Source organism: Variovorax sp. 10N412 (genome assembly GCF_056394985.1).
Genome location: NZ_JBFTIO010000001.1, coordinates 334,406 through 354,820, shown reverse-complemented (window position 1 = coordinate 354,820; position 20,415 = coordinate 334,406). Strand labels below are relative to the sequence as shown.

Genomic DNA, 20,415 nt, shown 5'->3' with positions numbered 1-20,415 from the left:
GCCGCGCGGGCTACTGAAGCGGCAGGCGGCCTTCGTAGACCCGGGCGCCGACGACGGTCTTGCCGTCCGCGGCCAACTCGCACAGGTAGCGCATAGGCTTGTAGGCGCCGGTGGGCGACTGGAACTCGACTCGGTCGCCGATGAACGTCAACGAGCCGCCAGGTTCCGCAGTCCAGGTGAAGCGGCTGAACTTGGGCACGCCGGGCGCATCGGTCCAGCGTGCGCTGTACTCGGACCGCTGCTCGATATGAGCGGGACAGGCCGCAGCAGCTGCGGCAAAACCGGCCGCGCCACGGCAGCGCAAATCTGTTTTGGCGCAGTCAGCCGCGATGGCGTTGCCAGCGGCCAATGCCAGGAGGAGCAGGGGAGTCGCCTTCATCAGATCCTCTCGCTTTGCTTGTGGATCACACGCCCGACGATGATGCATGCATTGCCCGCACATTCCTTGTCAGGGTAGCGTGCCTTGTCGAGGTTGTCAGAGGACAGCCACCAGGTGCCGCGCTCTCGCTTCATGCGCTTGATGACGGCTTCGCCCTCGTAGTTCACAGCGAAGACATCCCCGTCCCTGGGCTCTGTGTCGGCCGTGTTGATGACGACCATGTCGCCCTCAAACAGCTTGTCCTCCATCGACTGGCCCCGAACTTTGATCGAGATCAGGTGGTAGGGCTTGTAGCCGCGCTGCTGCATCCAGTCGTTGCGAAAAAAGATCGGCGGCCCGTCGATCTCGTCTAAGGGTTCGATCGCAAAACCGTCCACGCCCGCCTGGAGCCTCAGGTTCACTTTGCGAATCGACGTGAGGTCTGGGTGGGCATCGAGGTCTATGAGGTCGGGTTCAGTGCTTGCCGATACAGGCGTGTCGAACCAGCCTGCGGGTTTGTTGAAGGCCTTTTCAAGCTTGGCGGCCAGTTCGTCACCAAGACCACGTGTGCCGCTCGAAATCGCGCTCAAGTGCGAGCGCGGGGTGTCGATGACGCGCGCCACGTTGGCGGCGCTGCCTTCTTCGTTGATCAGCAACTTGAGCCGCTCGCGCCGTCGAATGCGCCGCGGGCTCTCAGGGCTTTCACTTTTTTCCATTCGCGGAGCGTATGCGTGTTGCATATGCTTCCGGTATGCACTATGCTCCGACCCATGTTGCGCACTATGCATACCACCCAATGAAGCTCCGAGCATACCTAGATGGCCTTCCCCGCGGCGGCGTCGCCGAGTTTGCGGGGCGAGTCGGGATCAGCCCGGTCTACCTGTCGCAGCTCGCTGCTGAGCAGGACGCCCGCGTGCCGAGCGAAAAGCTCTGCGTGAAGATCGAGCGCGAGTCGCGCGGTGCGGTGCCGCGCCAAGAACAGCGGCCCGACTGGCAGGAGATCTGGCCCGAGCTCTGCTCGCCGCGCGCAGACATCGCAAGGGCAGGGGCCTGAACCATGCGCCTGCCCCGCGTCATCACCCTGGTCATCACGACCGCCACCGTCCTGGTTGGCAGCGGCCTCGCGCTTGCGGCCTTCTTCTCCGGCCGCCCTGGCGCCGCGGCACTCGCCCTCGGCGCATCCGTCGTCGCCTTCTTCCTGTCCCTCGAGCGCCGCAGCGCGCTGGGCACGCAGGTGCTCGACGAGTTCGAGAGCCAGTTCATGGAGTGAAGACCAGCCATGCGCGTCCTTCCTGATGTGTCCACCAGCGTCTCCGCGTTCTTGCGGGGGGCCTCCCATGGGAGCGCGAGCGCTGCCTGGGCACATCAGAAAGGTCGTGATTTTTCGCGTCGTCATGGCCCTTATTTTTTTGCCGAGCCCAACCGGTTAGGCAACTGGTTAGACGTTGATTTCTTCCTATCGAGAGGCCCCCTTGATGGACCAACTGGAGTTCCGGCTCTTGGAGCGCGTACACGCCCCAAGCGTCGTCCCCGAACAATGGGTTCGATTCGCAAAAAGCTACCGAGAAGCGGTGCGCGTGGCGTGGGAGCTGCGGCGGCTGAAGGCCGCCAAGCCCGCCGACATGGCGCGAGACATGGGGTTCTATGCCCAGCACATCAGCGACTGGCTGGCGGAGGACGACAAGCCGACGCGGCGCAGCCTCCCCGCAATGGGTATCCCGGACTTCGAGTCCTGGGTGGGCAACACGCTCATCAGTCAGTGGCTGGCCTTCCGGGCCAAGCTGACCGTGCTGGAACAGATCACGGCCACTTCGCAGCAGCAGGCCTGACTACAGGGAGCACACGAGCATGAGGACTCCCATCATCGTGACGCCGGAGAACGTGCGAGACATGTTCGACTACGACCCGTTGACCGGAATCCTCACGCGCAAGGCGTATCCCGGTGGCAGACGCACGGGGCAGCCCGCTAAGCATCTGCGCGACGGATACCTGATCTTGTATGTGGGAAAGCAGACCTTACTCGCGCATCGCGTGATCTGGCTCTGGATGACCGGTGCTTGGCCCGCGGGCCTCGTGGACCACCATGACACCGATCGGTGCAACAACCGTTGGAAGAATCTGCGCGCTGCGGACCGCCGTTTGAACGGCGAGAACCAGCGGCGCGCGCACATGAACAGCAAAACCGGCTTGCTCGGTGCCAGCCCCTACGGAAAGCGCTTCGTCGCTTGCATCCGCCACGAAGGGCGCACCAAGCACGTCGGCTATTTCGACACCGCCCAGGCGGCGCACGAAGCCTATGTGCGAACCAAGCGCCAGCTTCATGCGGGGTGCACGCTATGAGCCTCGTCGATCCAAAGAATCCCTGCCGATGGAAAGACGGCACGCCGCGCAGCTGTGCGAACGGCTTTTGTCTCGGCTTCACCGGCGAGCCCATCGACTGGAAGCCGCTGCAGCAATACGCCAACGCGCGGCGCACCAGCACCGCCAACGTGGACCGCGCGCGCAAGACGGGCAAGGACCTGTCGACCATGCACGGCATCTCGAAGCGGGCGGACACGCGCATTGCCGCACAGGCACCGCGAAAGGCAGGTCGGTGATGGAAAGCTCTGAGTTGCACTGCGGCGACTGCATCGAATTCATGCGCGGCATGGCCGACGCCAGTGTCGACGCGATCGTCACCGATCCGCCCTACCACCTGACCACAGGAAAGAAGGGAGGTACCGGAGAGGCATCGGTCAACCTCAATACCCCGCACGGTCGCGCGCGCATCAGCACGGGCTTCATGGGCATGCAGTGGGACGGAGGCGACGTTGCATTCCGGGCCGAGACGTGGGCCGAAGCGCTGCGAGTGCTCAAGCCGGGCGGCCACCTGCTGGCGTTCTCAGGCTCGCGCACCTATCACCGCATGGTCGTGGCCATCGAAGACGCAGGGTTCGAGATCCGCGACCAGATCATGTGGCTGTACGGTTCGGGTTTCCCGAAGTCGCGCAACCTCGATGGCGAGTGGGAAGGCTGGGGCACCGCGCTCAAGCCAGCGCACGAACCGATCTGCGTGGCGCGCAAGGCTCTTGCCAAGGGCCTCACCGTAGCGGCCAACGCCGTGGCCCACGGTACCGGCGCACTCAACATCGACGGTTGTCGCATTGAGACCAGCGAGAGCCTCAATGGCGGCGCCTACGCCGAGACAGGGGGGCGCAACGTCTCGGGCTCCCTGCATGCTGGCAGTGGCATGAACGTAGCAGGCAAGACGGTTGGCGTCGAGTTCGTGCAACCGGCCGGCCGCTGGCCTGCCAACGTCATCCATGACGGCAGCGACGAGGTGCTCGCCATGTTTCCGGATGCGCCCGGCCAGATGGCCGACGCCAGCACCAGCACCAGCGCTCGCGTAGCGCAGAACGTCTACGGTGCGCTGCGCCAAGGACGCGGCGAAGAAGCCAGCGCAGACAGCGAGAACGACGGCACCGTGGGTTTCAAGATGAAGCCCGGTGCCCGTCGGCTCGACGAAGGCAGCGCCGCGCGCTTCTTCTACTGCGCCAAGACCAGCAGCGAGGACCGCCACGAGGGCCTGCCGATGCCGGGCCCGCAGTTCGCCAAGGGCTCGACGCTGCGCGATGCCGAAAAGCTGCTTCCCTCGCGCAAGGGCAACTTCCACCCGACGGTCAAGCCCACGGACCTGATGCGGTACCTGTGCCGCCTCGTCACGCCGCCCGGCGGCTTGGTGCTCGACCCCTTCATGGGCAGCGGCAGCACCGGCAAGGCCGCAGTGCTCGAAGGCTTCCGCTTCGTCGGCATCGACCTGGATCCGGCACATGTGGCCATCGCTAAGGCGCGCATCGACTACGCGCGCCGACAAGGCCACCAACCCTCTCTTCTGGAGGCTGCATGACCTTCCAACCTCACCAGCCGGCCCGCATGACCGATGCCGAGCGCGAGGCCCACATCGTCGACTGTGGCCGCCATATGCAGAAGGCCTACGACGAGGGCGACCATGCTGCCGCGCGCCGATGGCTCGAACTGGAGACCGAAGCCATCCGCGGGCGCACGCCGCGGCAGGTGGCGCGCATGGAGGGCTGCTACTTCGCGCAACAGGGCGACGCGGCACGGGCCGCTGCACTGCGGAGGGCGGTCGGTGGCTGAATCTTGGATCAAGATGCGCGGCAGCCTCATGACCAACCCCAAGGTCATCAAGATGGCGCGCCTGCTGCTTCAGGACCCTGAATTCCTGGAGTGGTATGCGCATGACGGTGTGACGCTCGATGCATCACGCAGCGTCACACGCCGTCACGTGACGGTTGTGACGCGCGTCACGGTGGGCGCACTCACGCCGCTCTGGGCGCAGGTCAATGAGTGCGCCGGCACCGACTTCGTTCTGCCCGATGCGTCACTTTTCGAAGTCGATGAAATGGCCGGCGTGCCCGGTTTCGGTCGTGCCCTGGAAGGTGTTTGCTGGCTTCGCGTGCTGCCCGATTCTGGTGGCGTCGAATTCCCCAATTTCACTGAGCACAACACCGTCGGCAAGGAGCGTTCGACCGGTGCGAAGACACAAGCCGAGCGAGCCAAAGATTACCGGGAAAGGGCCAAACAGAAGGCGCTTGAAGGCGTCACGATTCCAGTCACGGAAAAACGTGACGCGTCACGTGACACCGTCACCACAGAGAAGAGTAGAGAAGAGAAGAAGAGAACTCCTTCTTCGTCGACAGCCAAGCTGCCGACTTGCCACCCCGACCAGGTCGTGGCGATCTACCACGAGGTCTTGCCTGAACTGCCGGGTGTCCGGGTCATGGACAAGGCTCGCGAGAAAGCCATTCGCGACCGCTGGGAATGGGTGCTGAGCAGCACCAAGCCGGACGGCACGCGCCGCGCCACGACCACCGACGAGGCGTTCGAGTGGTTCCGAAGCTACTTCCTCCGGGCCCGCGACAACGACTTTTTGATGGGCCGCACGCCGCGCAGCGGTGAGCACGCGAACTGGAAACCCGACATCGAGTACCTCATGAAGTCCAGCGGGCTGAAGCAGGTGCTTGAGAAAACCAACCTTGAGGCCACCGCATGAACGACCGCGTCGATGAATCCCTCCTGGCGCCGGTGGTGCTGTGGAGCCCTGAGGCTGAGGCGTCCCTGCTCGGCGCGCTGTTGCTCGACAACCGAGTGTGGGATCGGGTCGGCGACATGGTTACCGAGGCCGACTTCTTCAAGAACGAGCACAGGCTGATCTTCTCGGCGCTCGCAGGCATGCTCAACGCCTGCAAGCCTGCCGATGTGCTCACGGTCCACGACCAACTGCGCCGAAGCCGCAATGCAGACACTGTCGGTATGGTCGAGCTGCATGCGCTGACCCAGTACATGCCCAGCGCGTCTAGCGTTCGGCAGTACGCGCTGATCGTGCGCGACTTCGCTCTGCGCCGGAAGCTGATGTTGGCGAGCAGCCAGATCCACGAGCTGGCGTGCCAGCGCGGAGTGGGCTTCGAGGAAACGCTCGACCAGGCGACGGCACTGTTGACGCCGCTGTTCGACGCCGGCAAGAGCGATGCGTGGTCGGACATGGACGTCGGCATGGTCGAATTCCTCGACGGCATTCAGCGTCGGCACGACGGCGAAGAAGACTTCCTCTCCACTGGCATCAAGGCGCTCGATGACAGGCTCGACGGTGGCATGCGCCGCGGCGAAGTCATCGTCATCGCCGGCCGCCCGGGCATGGGGAAGACCGCGCTGGCCATGTCCATCGCGGATCACGTCTGCGGCATGAGCGAGCCGGTGGGCGTGCTGTCGATGGAAATGCCCAAGGCGCAGCTGACAACCCGGGTCGTGTCGATGCGCTCCAGCGTGCCGCTGCACAAGCTCAAGCGGCCGGAGCGGATGAGCGACTACGACTGGAGCGAGATGACGCGCGCGGTCGATCTGCTGCGCACGCTGCCGCTGTTCATCGACGACCAGACCGCACTGAACATCAACCAGCTGCGCTCGAAGGCGCGCGCGCTGAAGCGCCGCCGAGGCCTGCGCCTGCTGGTGGTGGACTACATCGGCCTGATGGAAGGCACGGACCGCAAGGCCAACCGCGCCACGCAGCTCGGCGAGGTCAGCCGCGGCATCAAGGCATTGGCCAAGGAACTGGACTGCACGATCCTGCTGCTGGCCCAACTGAACCGCGAGGTCGAGAAGCGGCCGAACATGCGCCCGATCATGGCCGACCTGCGCGAGTGCGGCGACATCGAGCAGGACGCCGACATCATCGCGTTCGTGCACCGCCCGGCGCACGTGAAGCCCGACCTGGGCCCGGAGTGGAAGCACTACGCCGAGATCATCATCGGCAAGCAGCGGGACGGGCAGACCGGGGTTGTCGACTCGCAGTACACGGGCGACACCGTGAAGTTCTGCGACTGGATGGGCGAGCGGCCCACGTCGCTGGTGCGCACGAAAGGAGCCGAGCTGTGATCTCGCTCACCCTCCCGTATCCGATCAGCGCAAACCGCTACTGGGCTACTCGCGTCATCAGCGTGAAGGGTAGGCAGATGCCCGTGGTGTACGTCACGACCGACGCCAAGTCCTTCAAGGAACAGGTGGGCTGGGTGTGCAAGGCCGCGGGCATCCGAAAGCCGCTTGCCGGCCGCGTGGCGATCTCGGTGCAGTTGTACCCGCACCGGCCGCAGGATTGGGCGACGCGCCAGCGCAGGCACGGCGCGGCCTGGGACGACACGGTGATGTGCCTCGACATCGACAACGCCAACAAAGTGCTGCTGGACGCCATCAAGGGCATCGCCATCGAGGACGACAAGTGGGTGCGCCGGCTCACGTCCGAGCGCATGGAGCCCGATGAAAAGGGCGCGCGCGTCGTGCTCCGCATCGAGCAGGTGTCCGCAGCGCAGCCGCAGGTCGAACTGTTGGAAGCGCCGGTCGTCGCGCCCGCGCCCGTGTTCACACCCATTCCCGAGGGGCTTCCATTTTGAAGCGCATCTACATCGCCGGCCCGATGACGGGCAAGCCCGACTTGAACTTCCCGCTGTTCCACCGCGAGGCCGCCCGGCTGCGCGCCGAGGGATGGCACGTGGTCAACCCGGCCGAGATCAACACCGACCCGTCGGCCGGCTGGCTGCCGTGCATGCGCGCCGACATCAAGCAGCTGGTCGACTGCGATTCGATCCTGATGCTGCCGGGCTGGGAGTGGAGCAGGGGCGCATCGCTCGAGCACCACATCGCGCAGCGCCTGGAGATGCGCGTGATCTACCTTCAAGCGGAGGTTGCATGAAGTGGAATGAAGGCATCATCGCCAGCCTCATCGCGCGGCAGACGCTGGCCCGCAAGTGCCTGCTGCTGGTCGACCGCTGCAACTGGACGGGCGCCGAGTGCGACGTGCTGGGGGTCACCATGGACCTGCGCGTGATCGACGTCGAGGTGAAGATCAGCCGCGCTGACCTGAAGGCGGACGCGAAGAAGGACAAATGGTGGAAGCGCGTCACGTGGCGCGACGAGCCGGGGCCGCCTCAACTGCGCCCGCACCCGCCAAAGGTCTGGAAGCACTATTACGCGCTGCCGGCCGAGATATGGAAGCCCGAGCTGCTGGCGTTCCTGCCGTCTCCCGCGAGTGGGGTGCTGCTGGTGCGCGAGCGCGGCAGCATGCTCGAGGTCTATTGCGAGCGGCGCGCCACGCCGAACAGAGACGCTGCGCGTCTCTCGGCGGCCTCGGTCATCGACATCGCTCGCTTGGCCAACTTGCGCATGTGGGACGCCTACGGCAGTGCCGAAAAGGCCCAACGCGAGATCCGGGAGTTGCGTCAGCGCGTGGAGGGCATTGCAGCATGACCATCTGCGCCCGCTGCCACCGCACGCTGCTGCGCCAGCCTGTCTACCTGTCAGGTTCTGCGTACGGCCCGAAGTGCGCCACGGCCATCGCTGGATCGAAGCCGCGCCGCGGCCGCATCACCACCGCGCTGCGCGCTGCCGACAGCCGCCAGCGCGACCTTTTCTCGGAGACCACGCCATGAGCCACGTCACGATCATCAAGAACAATCAGGGCCGCCTAGAGGGCCTCGACGAAAAGGGCCAACGCGCGTACGCGAAGTGGCGCCGGCTGGTCGAAGGACTTGAGATCGGCCAGACCCTGACCTTCAGCTACCGCTTCCCACGCAGCCCGAAGCACCACCGGCTGTTCTTCGCCAAGCTGCAAAGCCTGCTGGACCGCACCGAGACGTTCACCGACCTCGACAAGCTGCGGTACTGGGTGGTGATGGGCGCCGGCTACTTCGACCTAGTGCCCGGCTTCGACGGGCAGCCGAACGCCATTCCGCGCTCGCTCGACTTCGACAGCATGGACGAGGCTGACTTCGGGGAACTGCACCGCGCGGTCGATGCGTTCCTCTGGACGGTGCGCGCGCAGGAGACTCTCTGGCCGGCACTGGACGCCGAGCAACGCTACGCCTGCGTCGACTCGTGGGTGCAGGAGTTCGCGCAATGAGGCCGCGCAAGCACAACCCGATGTGCCCGACGCACGGTGTGTTCAAGGGCGGGGCGCTGGACGGGCAGCGCTACGCATTCCTTGGCGTCGAAGTGACGCCAGACCTCAACACGCTGCTGCACCTGAGAGTGTCTGACGGCGTCTGGCCGTTTCCGCGCGACATGGCGGTGCCACTTGAGCAGCTCTACGGCGTGTTGTTCACCCCGATCAAGGGCGACCGCGCGCGCCGCTTCAACATTGATGGAGTCATGGAGGCGGCGCACGTAGCGCACTACGAGGCGGTCTTGACCGTAGCCCCATGAAGCGCTCGCCCATGCCCCGTGGCACCGGCTTCAAGCGCCGCCTGCTGCCCGCCCGCCAGTCGGAAACCGCAGAGGGCGTGCGCGCGCTGGCGGTGGCCGCGCGCCGCGGCACCTACGCCGCACCGGCGCAGGCAGTCGCCATGCCGAAGACCGAACAGCACCGCAACCCGCACCTGCTGAGCATGGCGCGCGGCCAGCGCTGCGTGCTGGAGGTGCCCGGCATCTGCAATGGCGATCCCGCCACGATGGTGGCCGCGCACTCGAACCTGTCGATCCACGGAAAGGCCGGCGCGCGCAAGGCCGACGACCAGTACCACGTCTATGCGTGTTCGGGCTGCCACCGCTGGCTCGACCAGTCTGGCGCGCCTGCCGAGATCAAGGCCTGCGCCTTCATGCAGGGACACCTGTGGATGGTGGACATGTGGCGCGGGATCGTCGCCGGGTTCATCGACGCCACGCCCAAGGACAAAGCCGCCGCGCTGTGGGCGCTGGAGCGGCTGAACGCAACCCCCGTCGCTGACCGCAAACAGTCAGCCGACGCCGAACGTATCGAAAGCGCCAAGCGCGAAGGAGAGCCGCTGTGAACTGCAAGCCTGGAGAAAACGCTTTCATCGTCAAAGCAGGCCCACTCAGCCAGCACCTGATCGGCCGCGTCATCACAGTGCATACGCTGGTGGCGGCCCATAGCATCCCGAGCTGGACATACTCGCCGCTCCTGCTGCAGGCCGACGGGCAGCTGATCCAGTTCGCTGAGGATTTCTGCCTTTGCCCCATCCGCGATCCCGGCGATGACGCCGTCGACGAATCGCGCCTCTGGTTCCGAATTCCGGAGTTCGACACGGTATGAACGGCCACCCGACCTCCGAGCTGGTGCCGTCCGTAGCGCCGGCCCGCACGCTCCGCCCCGTGCAGGACATGCCCCACGACTGGCCGCGCCAGGGCGTCGCGGCCGCGCTGGTTGTCGATCGAGCCGGCCACGAGCACGTCGCCCCGGTCATCGTCGTGGACTTCTACCGGAGCGCCGCCGATGCGAACGCTTGAAGAGGTGCGAGGGCGCTGCCGCATCGACGAACTCACGAAGTGCTGGGTGTGGACTGGTGCGAAGAGCGGCGGCGTGGCGAAGGTCTATGCGCCGGACTGGACGCTGCGCGATGGCGCCATGCGCACGCAGGCGGGCCGGCGCGCCGTGTGGCACATGACAAACCCCGGCAAGGCCTTGCCCAGCGGCTGGCGCGTGTTCGACACCTGCGAGACGGCGCTGTGTCTGAACCCAGCGCATGCCGAGGCGGGCCCAGGTACGGCCCACGGCGCCCGGATCGTCACCCGAGGCCGCTACAAGGGCCAGCTGTCGCGGATCCTGGCCAACCGCGCCATCGGGCGAAGCCTCACCGTGCTCACCCCCGAGCTGGTGAGCGAAATCATGAGCTCGAACGAGACGCACGCGGACGTCGAGCGCCGCATCGGCATCAGCCAGGACCTAGTCGGCCGCGTGCGCAAGGGACAACGCGCGAAGTGCCTGCAGCCGCTGGCCGGCATGTTCACCGGCCTGATGACCAAGCAGCTGCCCACGAACACAGGAAGGAACCCATGACCACCGAGAGCAACACCCCCACCGTCGAAGAGCGCTACAGCAGCGCCACCAACGCGCGCAACCTGAAGGTCGAGCGCGACTCGAACGTGCGCAACGTAGCGGACATCCTGATCGCGGCCGGCTGGAGCCGCAGCCGCTTCGGCACCGCGCTGATGCGGCTGCAGGGTGAATGGGACGGCTGCGCGAAGCCGCGCCCTCTCTCAGCCGCAGCCGTCAAGGTGCTGGCCAAGACGTTCGAGAGCGAAGCCGGGCCCGATGGCAAGGTCCAGGTCGACGCGCTGGGCGCCGAAGCAGCGCAGAAGCGCCGGGAGGGCACCGGCGGCCGGGAGCGCGTGGTTCCGCTGGAGGCCGCGCGCCGCCAAGCCAGCGAATGGCACCTGCACGAGCTGGGGCTGCTGTTCCAGCGCCTGAAGACCCTCGCGGAGGTGCGTGCAATGCTCGACGCCTACGGCTGCCTGACGCGGATCGAGAGCAGCGCGGTGGTGGCGGCTGGTGTCATCGCATGGTGGCTGCACCATGTCTGCCCGTCCTGCCACGGCGGCCGGTACGAACTGGTGCCCGGCACCGACACCCGCTCCAGCCGCATCTGCAAGACCTGCAAGGGCACGGGCAACACCAAGGTGCCATTCGCGGTCGACGGCGCGGCCATGGTGGCTGAGATCGAGAGGGCGCTGCACCAGGCGGTGTGCTCCATAGGGTCGGCGTCGCGATAAAAATAGGCGGGGTTTCTTGACGTTTCGAAACTCCTCCATACAATCGCCGCCCCATCGAGAACGGACCAACCTGCTCAGGCTGTCGCCCCTCGTACAACGGCACCAGCCTACATAGACCATCACGCTTGAAACACAGCGCGTTTGCCCTCGATGGGGAAGGTGTCTCTGCACAGTTTGGCCTATGCTGACCCCTCCAACAAATGGAGGAGTGGAATGGCAGACACGATCATCGCGGCCTTGGTCGCCGGCATGGTGGCCTTGACGGTCGCCTATCTCACACAGTTCTTGTCCGAGCGCTATCGGCGATTTTTGGACGGGTCAGCTATGGCGGCGGGAATCGTTGGCGAGTTGTCCTCCTATGAGGGCGCGGCTCAGAAGCTTGAAGCGATGATCAGAAGCTGGATAGCTGCTGCGAAGGCTGGGAGGCTCTCTGAACTCAAGTTCCGGCCGTTCGATAAACCGACGGACATGTTCTTTGACGTCTCTGTGGCCAAGGTGGGTGTGCTGGGTGCTCCGCTGGTTGGACACGTGGTCTACATCTACGCCAACCTCCGCGCATTTCGCCTCGCGCTTGACCTGATTACGAAGCACCATGCCGACATGGGCAAAGAGGAGTTCTTGGCTCGGTGCGAAGCCGCTCTCGAGCGCCTCGACCGCGCAGAAAACCGTGGGATTTTCGCGATGCCCTATCTGAAAAAGAGAGCCGGCCTCAAGTTTCACGAGCGGTTGGGCTCCGTTCCTATCCCCTAATCCGACGCATAGCTCACCGACCGAGTGGGCCCATGCCAATTTGTCTCCCAGGCCCACCACCGGCCTGTTGCCCGCCTCGTGCGGGCTTTTTCATTTCCGCGGTGTAGCTCAGCCTGGTAGAGCAGCGGGTTCATACCCCGCGTGTCGGCCGTTCGAATCGGCCCATCGCAACCACTTTCGGCGACAGCCGGTTGGGTGATGTCGAAGCGCCTGCTTGAACGCCAGCGCCGGGCCAGATCTGGCCCATAGGACCACGCCCCAGCCGCCGCCCCTCGCGGGGACTCCGAGATTCTTTCGTGGCCGACCACCGGCCTTTTTGTCCTCCCCGTCACGGCAAGGGGTCCCGCCGGCAGCCACGGCAACATCCAAAGAGGTTCCCATGGCACACACCCGCTCCAGCTCTCGCTTCCTGACCCTCGCATTCGCCGCGCTCGCCTTCGTGTCGAGCACGGCCACAGTCGCCTACGAACGCGTGGCGACCGCCTGCACCGCTGTCTACCAGTTCGCTTGCGACTTCGTGGCCAGCGTGCCGGCCAAGTTCGCCGAGCCGCTGCTGCGCCTGACCGCCCGCCCGGTCGAGCTGGTGCAGGCCTGCGCCTATGCCCTGGGCCTGGCCAAGCGCGAACGTCCGCACGTGCGCAGCCAGTGGCGCTTGTGCCCGTCGACCTGAAGAAGTTGCGAAATTTCGAAATTTAGAAAAGCGCCCCACCCGGGGCGTTTTTGCATTGGGCCGCGAGCCGACCCAGCGCAAAGACTTCTGAGCGACCACCGGCGCCTCGCGGCCTTTCGCTTTCTCCGCGTCTGGCGTCCAGCTCAGGCTCCAGCGGCTGGGTGAGCCATAACCCTCCGCCCCGTGTCCGCGCCCGGCTATCTCCTCGTAACTTTCCCGAGGATGCCGGGCGCGTGTCCGGCCGTTGGTCAGCGCTGCTGCGGCTGCATGAACTCCCAGCCTGCGGCCGTGACTCTGACCACGGCTCGCGGGCTCCCACTGCCCACTGGTACGCCGGTCACTTCGTCCACGCGCTCCGCGTAACCCTGCTCGAGGTACCACTCGATCCAACTCGGGGCTACCAGATTTCCGGCGCTCAGCGCCAACAGTCCACCCTTCTTCTCTGCGAGCCCAAACGGCATAACCTCTCCTCGGTTGGTTGTGAACCTCCGATTGTGGCGTGGCGCACCTTCAGGAAACCACCATGGGACGTCCCTCCAAACTCACCGAAGCGCAGTGGGACATCCTCAAGCAGCGCCTCGTGGCCGGCGAGAAGGCTGCTGACCTCGCACGGGAATACGGCGTTTCGAAATCAGCTATTTCCGGCCGAGTTTCGAAACGTGCGGAAACGATCAACTCCGTAGCGCAACAACTCGTCGCCGCCGACAAGGCGCTCAAGGACCTGCCGCTGACTGAACAGGTCATGACCCTGAGCCTCGTGGATGAGCTGAAGTCGATCAGCACCCACATGGCGGGGGCAGGGAAGTTCAGTGCGGCCAGTGCGCACCGGCTGGCGGGCATCGCGCACGACCAGGTGCAGAAGATCGACGACGCCCAGCCCGAGCTGTCGATGGCAGCCATGCAGCGCTTCAGCGCCATGACCAAGCTGGCCAACGAGGCGAGCCATATCCCGCTGAACCTGTTGGCAGCCAACAAGGACGCCGTGAAGCTGATTCAGAAGGACGCGCCTGTGCTGCCGGTGAAGGTCGTCGTCCGAGTCGAAGATGCAAGTCAACCCGAAGCTCAATAAGCCTCAGGCCCGGTTTCTCGCGCTTCCTCACAAGTTCCGTGGCTTCGTCGCAGGTTTCGGCAGCGGCAAGACACGTGCCGGCGGCGCTGCGCTCTGCAGCCACGCATGGGAGTGGCCGAAGGTCAACAGCGGCTACTTCGCCCCGACGTACGCGCAGATCCGGGACATCTTCTACCCGTCCATCGAGGAATCGGCATTCGATTGGGGCCTGACCTGCGACATCCACGAGAGCAACAAGGAGGTTCACCTCTACTCGGCTGGCGCCTATCGCTCGACGATCCTGTGCCGGTCGATGGAGAAGCCCGGCGACATCGTGGGCTTCAAGATCGGCCACGCGGTGATCGACGAGCTCGACGTGATGAAGATGAACAAGGCCGAGCTGGCCTGGCGAAAGATCATCGCGCGCATGCGCTACAGCGTCGACGGCCTGAAGAACGGCGTGGACGTGACGACGACGCCCGAGGGCTTCAAGTTCGTCTACCAGCAGTTCGTGAAGCTCGTGCGCGAGAAGCCGCACCTGGCCCACCTGTACGGCCTGATCCACGCGAGCACGTACGAGAACGCGAAGAACCTGCCGGCCGACTACATCTCGTCGCTGATGGCCAGCTACCCGCCGCAGCTGATCCAAGCCTATATCCGTGGGCTGTTCACGAACCTGACCAGCGGCAGCGTCTACCCGAACTTCGACCGCAGGCTCAACCACACGGACGAGACGATCCGCGAGGACGAGACGCTGCACGTCGGGATGGACTTCAACGTGCTCAACATGACGGCGGCCGTGAGCGTGATCCGCGACGGGCTGCCCCGCACGCTGGAAGAGCTGACCAAGGTGCGCGACACGCCGAGCATGGCGGCGCTCATCAAGGAGCGGTACCGCGACAAGGGCCACACGGTGATCGTCTACCCCGACGCCAGCGGCAAGAACACCAGCAGCAAGAACGCCAGCGAGTCGGACCTGAGCATCCTGCGCCAAGCCGGCTTCACGATGAGCGTGAACGCCTCGAATCCGGCTGTGAAGGACCGCATCAACGCCGTGGACGCCATGACCCTGAACGCCGAAGGGCGCCGCCGCTGGTTGGTGAACACCGACAACTGCCCGGCGCTGACCGAGGCGCAAGAACAACAGGCGTGGGGCATGAACGGCGAGCCGGACAAGACAACCGGTCACGACCACCCCAATGACGCGATCGGCTACTTCCTGGTCAAGCGTTTCCCGATCGCGAAGTACTCACTCGGTGGAGTCTCCTGATGACATCTCGCAAGAAGCCCGTCGTCATGACGGACAAGCTGGTCAACCTCGTTGCCAACCTCGGCACCGAGCGCGACAAGGCCGCTTGGTCGGTCTACGGCCCGCCAATGCTGACCGACGAGCAGGCGATGAACGCCTACCGCGGCGCGTGGCTGCCGCGGAAGATCGTTGACGTGCCCGCACTGGACGCGACGCGCAAGTGGCGCGCCTGGCAGGCCGACAAGAAGCAGATCGAGAAGATCGAGGCCGAAGAGAAGCGTCTGCAGCTGCGCACCAAGGTGCGGGACGCTCTGATCAAGGCGCGGCTGTTCGGCGGCGCGGCCATCTTCCTCGGAACGCGCGACCGCAATCCCGCTCGCCCGCTGGTGCCCGGCAACATCGGGCGGGGCGGTCTCCAGTACCTGGCTGTGATGACCTGCAAGCAACTTCAGGCTGGCGAGCTGGAGCGTGACGTCCTGAAGCCCGGCTTCGGCCGCCCCAAGGAATACACCCTGTCGGCGTCCACGCAGGCGATGGTGAAGATCCATCCTTCCCGCTTGATCATCTTTCCTGGAGCGCCGCTGCCGGACCCCGAGACGACAACGACTCAGCATCAGGGCTGGGGCGACTCGGTGCTGACGGCTGTGATGCAGGCCGTCACCAACTCGGACAGCAGCTTGGCCAACCTCGCGAGCATGGTGTTCGAGGCGAATGTCGATGTGATCAGCATCCCCGAGTTCATGTCCAGCTTGGAATCGAACCCGGGCTACCCCAAGCTGGTGCAGGAGCGCCTGATGCTGGCGATGACCGCCAAGGGCATCAACGGCACTCTGCTGATCGACGCGTTGGAGTCGTACGAGAAAAAGACGACCAGCTTCACCGCGCTGCCTGACGTGATCGACCGCTTCCTGCAGGTCGTGTCGGGGGCGAGCGACATTCCCGCCACGCGGCTGCTGGGCCAGTCCCCGGCGGGCCTCAGTGCCACGGGCGAGAGCGACGCGCGCAACTACTACGACCGCATCCAGTCGATGCAGGAGCTGGACATCGGCCCGGCCATGGAAACGGCTGACGAATGCCTGATCCGCTCGGCGCTGGGTGTGCGGCCGCGCGAGATTCACTACGTGTGGAACGTGCTCTGGCAGCCCACGGCGAAGGAACGCAGCGACATCGGCCTGGCCACCGCGCAGACCATCCAGGCGCTGGTGACCTCGAACTTGTTCAACCGTGAGGCGCTGTCGCACGCCGCCGCAACGCTACTCGTGGAGGGCAGCGTCGTGCCGGGCCTGGAAGCCGCGCTCGAAGAGTACGGCGACGAGTTGCCGGAAGAGAAGGAAGTGGCGCCCGCCGCCGCGGCTGCTGGCAAACCGGCGAAGCCTGCGAAGAAGAAGCCCATCACCGACGCGGCACCGCGCAGCCTCTATGTTTCCCGCAAGGTGACGAACGCGGCCGCCATCCTGAAGTGGGCGAAGGCGCAGGGCTTCACGTCCACACTGGCTGCCGCCGACCTGCACGTGACCGTAGCCTACAGCCGCGATCCCGTGGACTGGATGGCGGTGGGCAGCTCGTGGAGCGGCGGCGAGAAGGGCACGCTGACGGTGTCGCCCGGCGGCCCGCGGCTGGTCGAGAAGTTCGGCGGCGGCGCGGTTGTGCTGCTGTTCGGCAGCTCGGAGTTGTCCTGGCGCCATCGCGACATCGTCGAGAGCGGCGCCTCCTGGGACTGGCCTGACTACAACCCGCACATCACGATCACCTACGAGCCGGGCGACGTCGATCTCTCGAAGGTCGAGCCCTATCGCGGAAAGATCGAGCTGGGCCCCGAGGTGTTCGAAGAAGTGAACGAGGACTGGAAGTCCAACGTGAAGGAGGAAGGCGATGCAGTTTCTTGACGCGGTAACGGTCGGCGGCACCCGGCGGACGAAGGATGGCTACCTGGTTGCCATGGCGCGCGTGGCGCGAATCGGTATTCAGGACTACCTCGGCACCGAGGTCGACCCCGACAACGAGCTGGGCCTGCGCGACAAGCCCATCGTGCGCATCTACCGGCCCGAGGCGTCCGTCTTCCACAAGGACGCCTTCGCGTCGTACGCCCACCGGCCGATGACCAACGACCACCCGGGTGGCGACGGTGTGAACTCGAAGAACTGGAAGGACGTGGCCGTGGGCAACACGGGCGGCGAGGTCGTGCGTGATGGCGACTTCGTGGCCGTGCCGCTCGTGATCATGGATCAGGCCGCCATCGACGACTACGACGCGGGCAAGCGCCAGCTGTCCATGGGCCTGGAAGCCGAGATCATCGTGCAAGACGGCCAGACGCCCCAGGGTGAGCACTACGACGCCTACCTGGGCCCCATGTCCATGAACCACATTGCGCTCGTAGACAGCGCGCGCGGTGGCAACCAACTACGCATCGGCGACCGGCGCGCCGCCCCTGCGTTTCCCCCAGCGCGCCACAACCCAACAGGAGGCCATGACATGGCTGATACGCGAAAAATCCTTGTCGATGGCCTCTCCATCGAGACCACCGAACAAGGTGCCCAGGTCATCGAGAAGCTGCAGCGCCAGCTGACCGATGCCGCCACGGCGACGAAGACCCTGACCGACACGCACGCAGCTGCGCTGGCCGCGAAGGACACCGACCTCGCCAAGAAGGACGCCGAGATCGACGGCCTCAAGGCGAAGGTGCTCACCGATGCGGCGCTCGACGCGCTGGTGCTGGCCCGCTCCGACCTGGTCGCGACCGCCACCGCCATCGCCGACGGCGACTACAAGGGCAAGACCGAAGCCGAGATCCGCAAGGCCGCTGTGGTGGCCAAGCTGGGCGATGCTGCCGTGAAGGACAAGCCCGACGCCTACATCGCCGCGCGCTTCGACATCCTGGCCGAAGAGGCCATCAAGGATCCGGTGCGCCAGCACCTGGGCGACGGCACCCGCACGCTGAACCCGAGCGACAACGGCCACGACGCCTACGTCGACCGCCTCCAAAACGCCTGGAAGGGCAACAACGGCAAGAAGGAGGGCTAAACCATGCCCGCAGTTCAAAGCACGTACCTGCAGAACATCCCTGCAGGCAAGGCCGGCCACGTCGCCGACATGACGCAAGCGGACCTGGTCTCGCGCACGGTGGAAACCGTCGCTGGCATCGCGTTCGGTGTCCCGGTCGCCCAAGGCGCAAACGACAAGGGTTGCATCCTGTACGCCGGCACCGGCTTCCTGGGCATCACCACCCGCGACCGCTCTGTGCAAGTCGGCGAGCTGTACTCGCGCTACGAGTCGGCCCGCATTCTGAAGAAGGGCCCGATCTGGGTCGTCGCTTCGGTGGCGGTGGTGGCCGGTGACCCGGTGTACATCACGGCGGCCGGTGCCTACACCAACGTGTCCAGCGGCAACTTCCTGATTCCGAACGCCCGCTTCGACACGTCGGCCGGTATCGCGGGCCTCGCGATCATCTTCATCAAGTAAGGAGCACACAGCATGCGCCCCATCAAACTGCTCGACGCACAGGCCGCCCTCGGCTTTGTGCTGTCGCAGACGACCTACATCGAGCGCGCGGTCAATCAGATCGTCTACGCCGACATCCAGTACCAGGACCTGATCCCGGTCGACACTTCCGCCCCCGAGTGGATCAAGTCCGTCACGTTCTATTCCGGCGACAAGTTCGGCAAGGCCGGCTGGATCAACGGCAACGCCGACGACATCCCGCGCGCCGGCAGCGAGCGCACGAAGTTCGAGACCGCCGTGTACACCGCTGGTATCGGCTACGGCTACGGTCTCGAAGAGATCAGCCAGGCGCAGATGCTCGGCATCAACCTGCCGGCTGACGACGCGGCCGCCGCGCGCCGGGCCTACGAAGAAATGGTCGACGGCGTGCTCCTGCGCGGCGATGCGACCAAGAACTTCCAGGGCCTGATCAACAACAGCGCCGTCACCGCAGTGACCGCACCGACCGGCAACTGGGGTTCCTCGACCGCCGCGCAGAAGATCGCCGATCTGAACGCTGTGCTGATGCCGACCTACGCTGGCACGCTGTACACCTCGATCGCCGACACGCTGCTGCTGCCGTTCGAGAAGCTGCAGCAGCTGGCGCAAGACGTGATGCCCAACACCACCGAAACGGTGCTGAGCTTCTTCATGCGCCAGAACATCTACACGATGACCACCGGCAAGCCGCTGACGATCCGCGGCATCTACGGTCTCCTGACCGCGGGTGCTGGCTCGACGGCGCGCGCTGTGGCCTACGTGAAGGACCCCAGCGTGCTCAAGGCGCACATCCCCATGCCGCACCGCTTCCTGCCGGTGTACCAGGCTGGCCCAATCCGCTGGGAGGTGCCGGGCATCTTCCGCCTGGGCGGCCTGGACATCCGCAAGCCGCAGTCGGTCCGCTACCTCGACGGCATCTGAAGGAGACCACGATGACCAAGGTGACCAACAACACCACGAACGCCATGCACCTCGCTGGCGTCCTGATCGCGGCCGGCGCGACGGAAGAAGTGACCGAGTTCGACTCGGTCAAGGACAGCTTCCCCGTGAAGCAGTTCCTCAAGGCCGACGCCATCACGGTCGGCAAGACCGCGGCGAAGCCCAAGGGTGACGACGAGGAGGAGCGCAAGGCGCTCTTCGCCGAGCTCGACAAGCTGAAGGTTCCCTTCGACAAGAAGGCACCCACGCCTGACCTGCTCGTGGTCCTGGAAGACGCCAAGAAGAAGGCGGCTGCCTAAGCAACCCCGGGGCGGCCTCGGCCGCTCCCCCCAATTCCGAGGCCAGACATGCCCGACTTCTACGGAACTCTCGCCGGCGCGAACGCGTACCACGCGACGCGCGGCAATGCCGCATGGACTGGCAGCGACGACGCCAAGACTGCAGCCCTCGTGCGCGGCTCGGCATACGTCGATTCTCTGGGCCGACAGCAGATGCAGCCCTCCGGCCGCTGGCGCCTTTTGTGGCCCGGCACGAAGACCGGCGGCCGTGCGCAGGCGCTGGACTGGCCGCGCACCGGTGCCACCGACTACGAAGGCAACGCCATCGGGCCGACGGACATTCCCATCGAGGTGGAACAGGCAACCTACGAAGCCGCGCTGCGCGAGCTGACCACGCCCGGCAGCCTCACTCCCGACTACACCCCCTCGGGGCTGGTGAAGCGCGAGAAGGCGGGCCCGTGGGAAGAAGAGTACTTCGAGCCTGGCGCCGGCGTGAACCCGGACCAACCGGTCATATCGGTCATCCTCGACATGCTGGCGCCGCTGCTGGGCGCGCGCCTGTTGCTGCCGGCCATCATGGTGGTGTGAGCG

32 protein-coding genes and 1 tRNA gene are annotated in these 20,415 nt (G+C 65.5%); 31 read left to right on the top strand and 2 right to left on the bottom strand.

Annotated features, from left to right (window positions below; translation table 11 throughout):
* Window positions 1–10 precede the first annotated feature (10 nt).
* Both AC1DJH_RS01780 and AC1DJH_RS01775 read right to left on the bottom strand, forming a co-directional pair.
* Window positions 11–379 (bottom strand): hypothetical protein, encoded by a 369-nt coding sequence (locus AC1DJH_RS01780; protein ID WP_478184511.1) that lies wholly within the window; start codon window positions 377–379, stop codon window positions 11–13.
* Complete coding sequence (locus tag AC1DJH_RS01775) at window positions 379–1,074, bottom strand: S24 family peptidase (RefSeq protein WP_478184510.1); 696 nt, start codon at window positions 1,072–1,074, stop codon at window positions 379–381. Before AC1DJH_RS01775 ends, AC1DJH_RS01780 begins: the two co-directional genes overlap by 1 nt.
* Window positions 1,075–1,154: 80 nt before the next feature.
* On the opposite strand from AC1DJH_RS01775, the gene AC1DJH_RS01770 reads away from it, so the two are divergent.
* The 31 genes from AC1DJH_RS01770 to AC1DJH_RS01620 all read left to right on the top strand — a co-directional run bounded on the left by AC1DJH_RS01770 (window position 1,155) and on the right by AC1DJH_RS01620 (window position 20,412).
* Complete coding sequence (locus AC1DJH_RS01770) at window positions 1,155–1,412, top strand: hypothetical protein (protein WP_478184509.1); 258 nt, start codon at window positions 1,155–1,157, stop codon at window positions 1,410–1,412.
* Between the two features lie 3 nt (window positions 1,413–1,415).
* Complete coding sequence (locus tag AC1DJH_RS01765) at window positions 1,416–1,628, top strand: hypothetical protein (protein WP_478184508.1); 213 nt, start codon at window positions 1,416–1,418, stop codon at window positions 1,626–1,628.
* Between the two features lie 202 nt (window positions 1,629–1,830).
* Complete coding sequence (locus AC1DJH_RS01760; protein ID WP_478184507.1) at window positions 1,831–2,187, top strand: hypothetical protein; 357 nt, start codon at window positions 1,831–1,833, stop codon at window positions 2,185–2,187.
* A gap of 19 nt (window positions 2,188–2,206) precedes the next feature.
* Window positions 2,207–2,698, top strand: a complete 492-nt coding sequence (locus tag AC1DJH_RS01755; protein WP_478184506.1) for an HNH endonuclease signature motif containing protein — start codon at window positions 2,207–2,209, stop codon at window positions 2,696–2,698.
* On the top strand, window positions 2,695–2,955 hold the full coding sequence (locus AC1DJH_RS01750) for a hypothetical protein (RefSeq protein WP_478184505.1): 261 nt from the start codon (window positions 2,695–2,697) through the stop codon (window positions 2,953–2,955). Before AC1DJH_RS01755 ends, AC1DJH_RS01750 begins: the two co-directional genes overlap by 4 nt.
* Window positions 2,955–4,244, top strand: coding sequence for a DNA-methyltransferase (locus tag AC1DJH_RS01745; protein WP_478184504.1), 1,290 nt, complete (start codon window positions 2,955–2,957; stop codon window positions 4,242–4,244). The genes AC1DJH_RS01750 and AC1DJH_RS01745 overlap by 1 nt, the downstream gene beginning before the upstream one ends.
* Window positions 4,241–4,495, top strand: a complete 255-nt coding sequence (locus AC1DJH_RS01740; protein WP_478184503.1) for a hypothetical protein — start codon at window positions 4,241–4,243, stop codon at window positions 4,493–4,495. Before AC1DJH_RS01745 ends, AC1DJH_RS01740 begins: the two co-directional genes overlap by 4 nt.
* Before the next feature lie 28 nt (window positions 4,496–4,523).
* Complete coding sequence (locus AC1DJH_RS01735) at window positions 4,524–5,411, top strand: hypothetical protein (RefSeq protein ID WP_478184502.1); 888 nt, start codon at window positions 4,524–4,526, stop codon at window positions 5,409–5,411.
* Entirely contained in the window at window positions 5,408–6,790 is a 1,383-nt protein-coding gene (gene dnaB, locus AC1DJH_RS01730) for a replicative DNA helicase (RefSeq protein WP_478184501.1), read from the top strand. Before AC1DJH_RS01735 ends, dnaB begins: the two co-directional genes overlap by 4 nt.
* Window positions 6,787–7,302: a RusA family crossover junction endodeoxyribonuclease gene (locus tag AC1DJH_RS01725; RefSeq protein ID WP_478184500.1), complete on the top strand. Its 516-nt coding sequence runs from the start codon at window positions 6,787–6,789 to the stop codon at window positions 7,300–7,302. Before dnaB ends, AC1DJH_RS01725 begins: the two co-directional genes overlap by 4 nt.
* Window positions 7,299–7,601, top strand: coding sequence for a DUF4406 domain-containing protein (locus AC1DJH_RS01720; RefSeq protein ID WP_478184499.1), 303 nt, complete (start codon window positions 7,299–7,301; stop codon window positions 7,599–7,601). Before AC1DJH_RS01725 ends, AC1DJH_RS01720 begins: the two co-directional genes overlap by 4 nt.
* Window positions 7,598–8,155 (top strand): hypothetical protein, encoded by a 558-nt coding sequence (locus AC1DJH_RS01715; protein ID WP_478184498.1) that lies wholly within the window; start codon window positions 7,598–7,600, stop codon window positions 8,153–8,155. The genes AC1DJH_RS01720 and AC1DJH_RS01715 overlap by 4 nt, the downstream gene beginning before the upstream one ends.
* Window positions 8,152–8,337 (top strand): hypothetical protein, encoded by a 186-nt coding sequence (locus AC1DJH_RS01710; protein ID WP_478184497.1) that lies wholly within the window; start codon window positions 8,152–8,154, stop codon window positions 8,335–8,337. The genes AC1DJH_RS01715 and AC1DJH_RS01710 overlap by 4 nt, the downstream gene beginning before the upstream one ends.
* On the top strand, window positions 8,334–8,807 hold the full coding sequence (locus AC1DJH_RS01705) for a DUF1367 family protein (protein ID WP_478184496.1): 474 nt from the start codon (window positions 8,334–8,336) through the stop codon (window positions 8,805–8,807). The genes AC1DJH_RS01710 and AC1DJH_RS01705 overlap by 4 nt, the downstream gene beginning before the upstream one ends.
* Window positions 8,804–9,109: a hypothetical protein gene (locus tag AC1DJH_RS01700; protein ID WP_478184495.1), complete on the top strand. Its 306-nt coding sequence runs from the start codon at window positions 8,804–8,806 to the stop codon at window positions 9,107–9,109. The genes AC1DJH_RS01705 and AC1DJH_RS01700 overlap by 4 nt, the downstream gene beginning before the upstream one ends.
* Before the next feature lie 11 nt (window positions 9,110–9,120).
* Window positions 9,121–9,693, top strand: coding sequence for a nuclease domain-containing protein (locus AC1DJH_RS01695; RefSeq protein ID WP_478184494.1), 573 nt, complete (start codon window positions 9,121–9,123; stop codon window positions 9,691–9,693).
* Complete coding sequence (locus AC1DJH_RS01690) at window positions 9,690–9,956, top strand: hypothetical protein (protein ID WP_478184493.1); 267 nt, start codon at window positions 9,690–9,692, stop codon at window positions 9,954–9,956. Before AC1DJH_RS01695 ends, AC1DJH_RS01690 begins: the two co-directional genes overlap by 4 nt.
* Complete coding sequence (locus AC1DJH_RS01685) at window positions 9,953–10,150, top strand: hypothetical protein (protein ID WP_478184492.1); 198 nt, start codon at window positions 9,953–9,955, stop codon at window positions 10,148–10,150. Before AC1DJH_RS01690 ends, AC1DJH_RS01685 begins: the two co-directional genes overlap by 4 nt.
* Complete coding sequence (locus AC1DJH_RS01680; RefSeq protein ID WP_478184491.1) at window positions 10,137–10,700, top strand: hypothetical protein; 564 nt, start codon at window positions 10,137–10,139, stop codon at window positions 10,698–10,700. The genes AC1DJH_RS01685 and AC1DJH_RS01680 overlap by 14 nt, the downstream gene beginning before the upstream one ends.
* The gene (locus AC1DJH_RS01675) at window positions 10,697–11,413 is read left to right on the top strand and encodes a hypothetical protein (RefSeq protein WP_478184490.1); all 717 of its coding nucleotides are present in this window, start codon (window positions 10,697–10,699) and stop codon (window positions 11,411–11,413) included. The genes AC1DJH_RS01680 and AC1DJH_RS01675 overlap by 4 nt, the downstream gene beginning before the upstream one ends.
* Window positions 11,414–11,626: 213 nt before the next feature.
* The gene (locus AC1DJH_RS01670) at window positions 11,627–12,163 is read left to right on the top strand and encodes a hypothetical protein (protein WP_478184489.1); all 537 of its coding nucleotides are present in this window, start codon (window positions 11,627–11,629) and stop codon (window positions 12,161–12,163) included.
* A 97-nt stretch (window positions 12,164–12,260) separates the two neighbouring features.
* Window positions 12,261–12,337 (top strand) — tRNA-Met (locus AC1DJH_RS01665).
* Window positions 12,338–12,542: 205 nt separating this feature from the next.
* The gene (locus AC1DJH_RS01660; RefSeq protein WP_478184488.1) at window positions 12,543–12,833 is read left to right on the top strand and encodes a hypothetical protein; all 291 of its coding nucleotides are present in this window, start codon (window positions 12,543–12,545) and stop codon (window positions 12,831–12,833) included.
* Window positions 12,834–13,356: 523 nt separating this feature from the next.
* Window positions 13,357–13,902, top strand: a complete 546-nt coding sequence (locus AC1DJH_RS01655; RefSeq protein ID WP_478184487.1) for a helix-turn-helix domain-containing protein — start codon at window positions 13,357–13,359, stop codon at window positions 13,900–13,902.
* On the top strand, window positions 13,877–15,151 hold the full coding sequence (locus tag AC1DJH_RS01650; protein ID WP_478184486.1) for a terminase large subunit domain-containing protein: 1,275 nt from the start codon (window positions 13,877–13,879) through the stop codon (window positions 15,149–15,151). The genes AC1DJH_RS01655 and AC1DJH_RS01650 overlap by 26 nt, the downstream gene beginning before the upstream one ends.
* Complete coding sequence (locus AC1DJH_RS01645) at window positions 15,151–17,016, top strand: anti-CBASS protein Acb1 family protein (protein WP_478184485.1); 1,866 nt, start codon at window positions 15,151–15,153, stop codon at window positions 17,014–17,016. Before AC1DJH_RS01650 ends, AC1DJH_RS01645 begins: the two co-directional genes overlap by 1 nt.
* Window positions 17,003–18,151, top strand: a complete 1,149-nt coding sequence (locus AC1DJH_RS01640; RefSeq protein ID WP_478184484.1) for a DUF2213 domain-containing protein — start codon at window positions 17,003–17,005, stop codon at window positions 18,149–18,151. The genes AC1DJH_RS01645 and AC1DJH_RS01640 overlap by 14 nt, the downstream gene beginning before the upstream one ends.
* A gap of 3 nt (window positions 18,152–18,154) precedes the next feature.
* Window positions 18,155–18,589, top strand: a complete 435-nt coding sequence (locus AC1DJH_RS01635) for a structural cement protein Gp24 (RefSeq protein WP_478184483.1) — start codon at window positions 18,155–18,157, stop codon at window positions 18,587–18,589.
* A 12-nt stretch (window positions 18,590–18,601) separates the two neighbouring features.
* The gene (locus tag AC1DJH_RS01630; RefSeq protein ID WP_478184482.1) at window positions 18,602–19,528 is read left to right on the top strand and encodes a DUF2184 domain-containing protein; all 927 of its coding nucleotides are present in this window, start codon (window positions 18,602–18,604) and stop codon (window positions 19,526–19,528) included.
* A gap of 11 nt (window positions 19,529–19,539) precedes the next feature.
* Window positions 19,540–19,845 carry a hypothetical protein gene (locus AC1DJH_RS01625; protein ID WP_478184481.1) on the top strand — a complete coding sequence of 102 codons (306 nt, stop codon included), beginning with the start codon at window positions 19,540–19,542 and terminating at the stop codon, window positions 19,843–19,845.
* Between the two features lie 48 nt (window positions 19,846–19,893).
* Window positions 19,894–20,412, top strand: a complete 519-nt coding sequence (locus AC1DJH_RS01620) for a DnaT-like ssDNA-binding protein (protein ID WP_478184480.1) — start codon at window positions 19,894–19,896, stop codon at window positions 20,410–20,412.
* Window positions 20,413–20,415 lie beyond the last annotated feature (3 nt).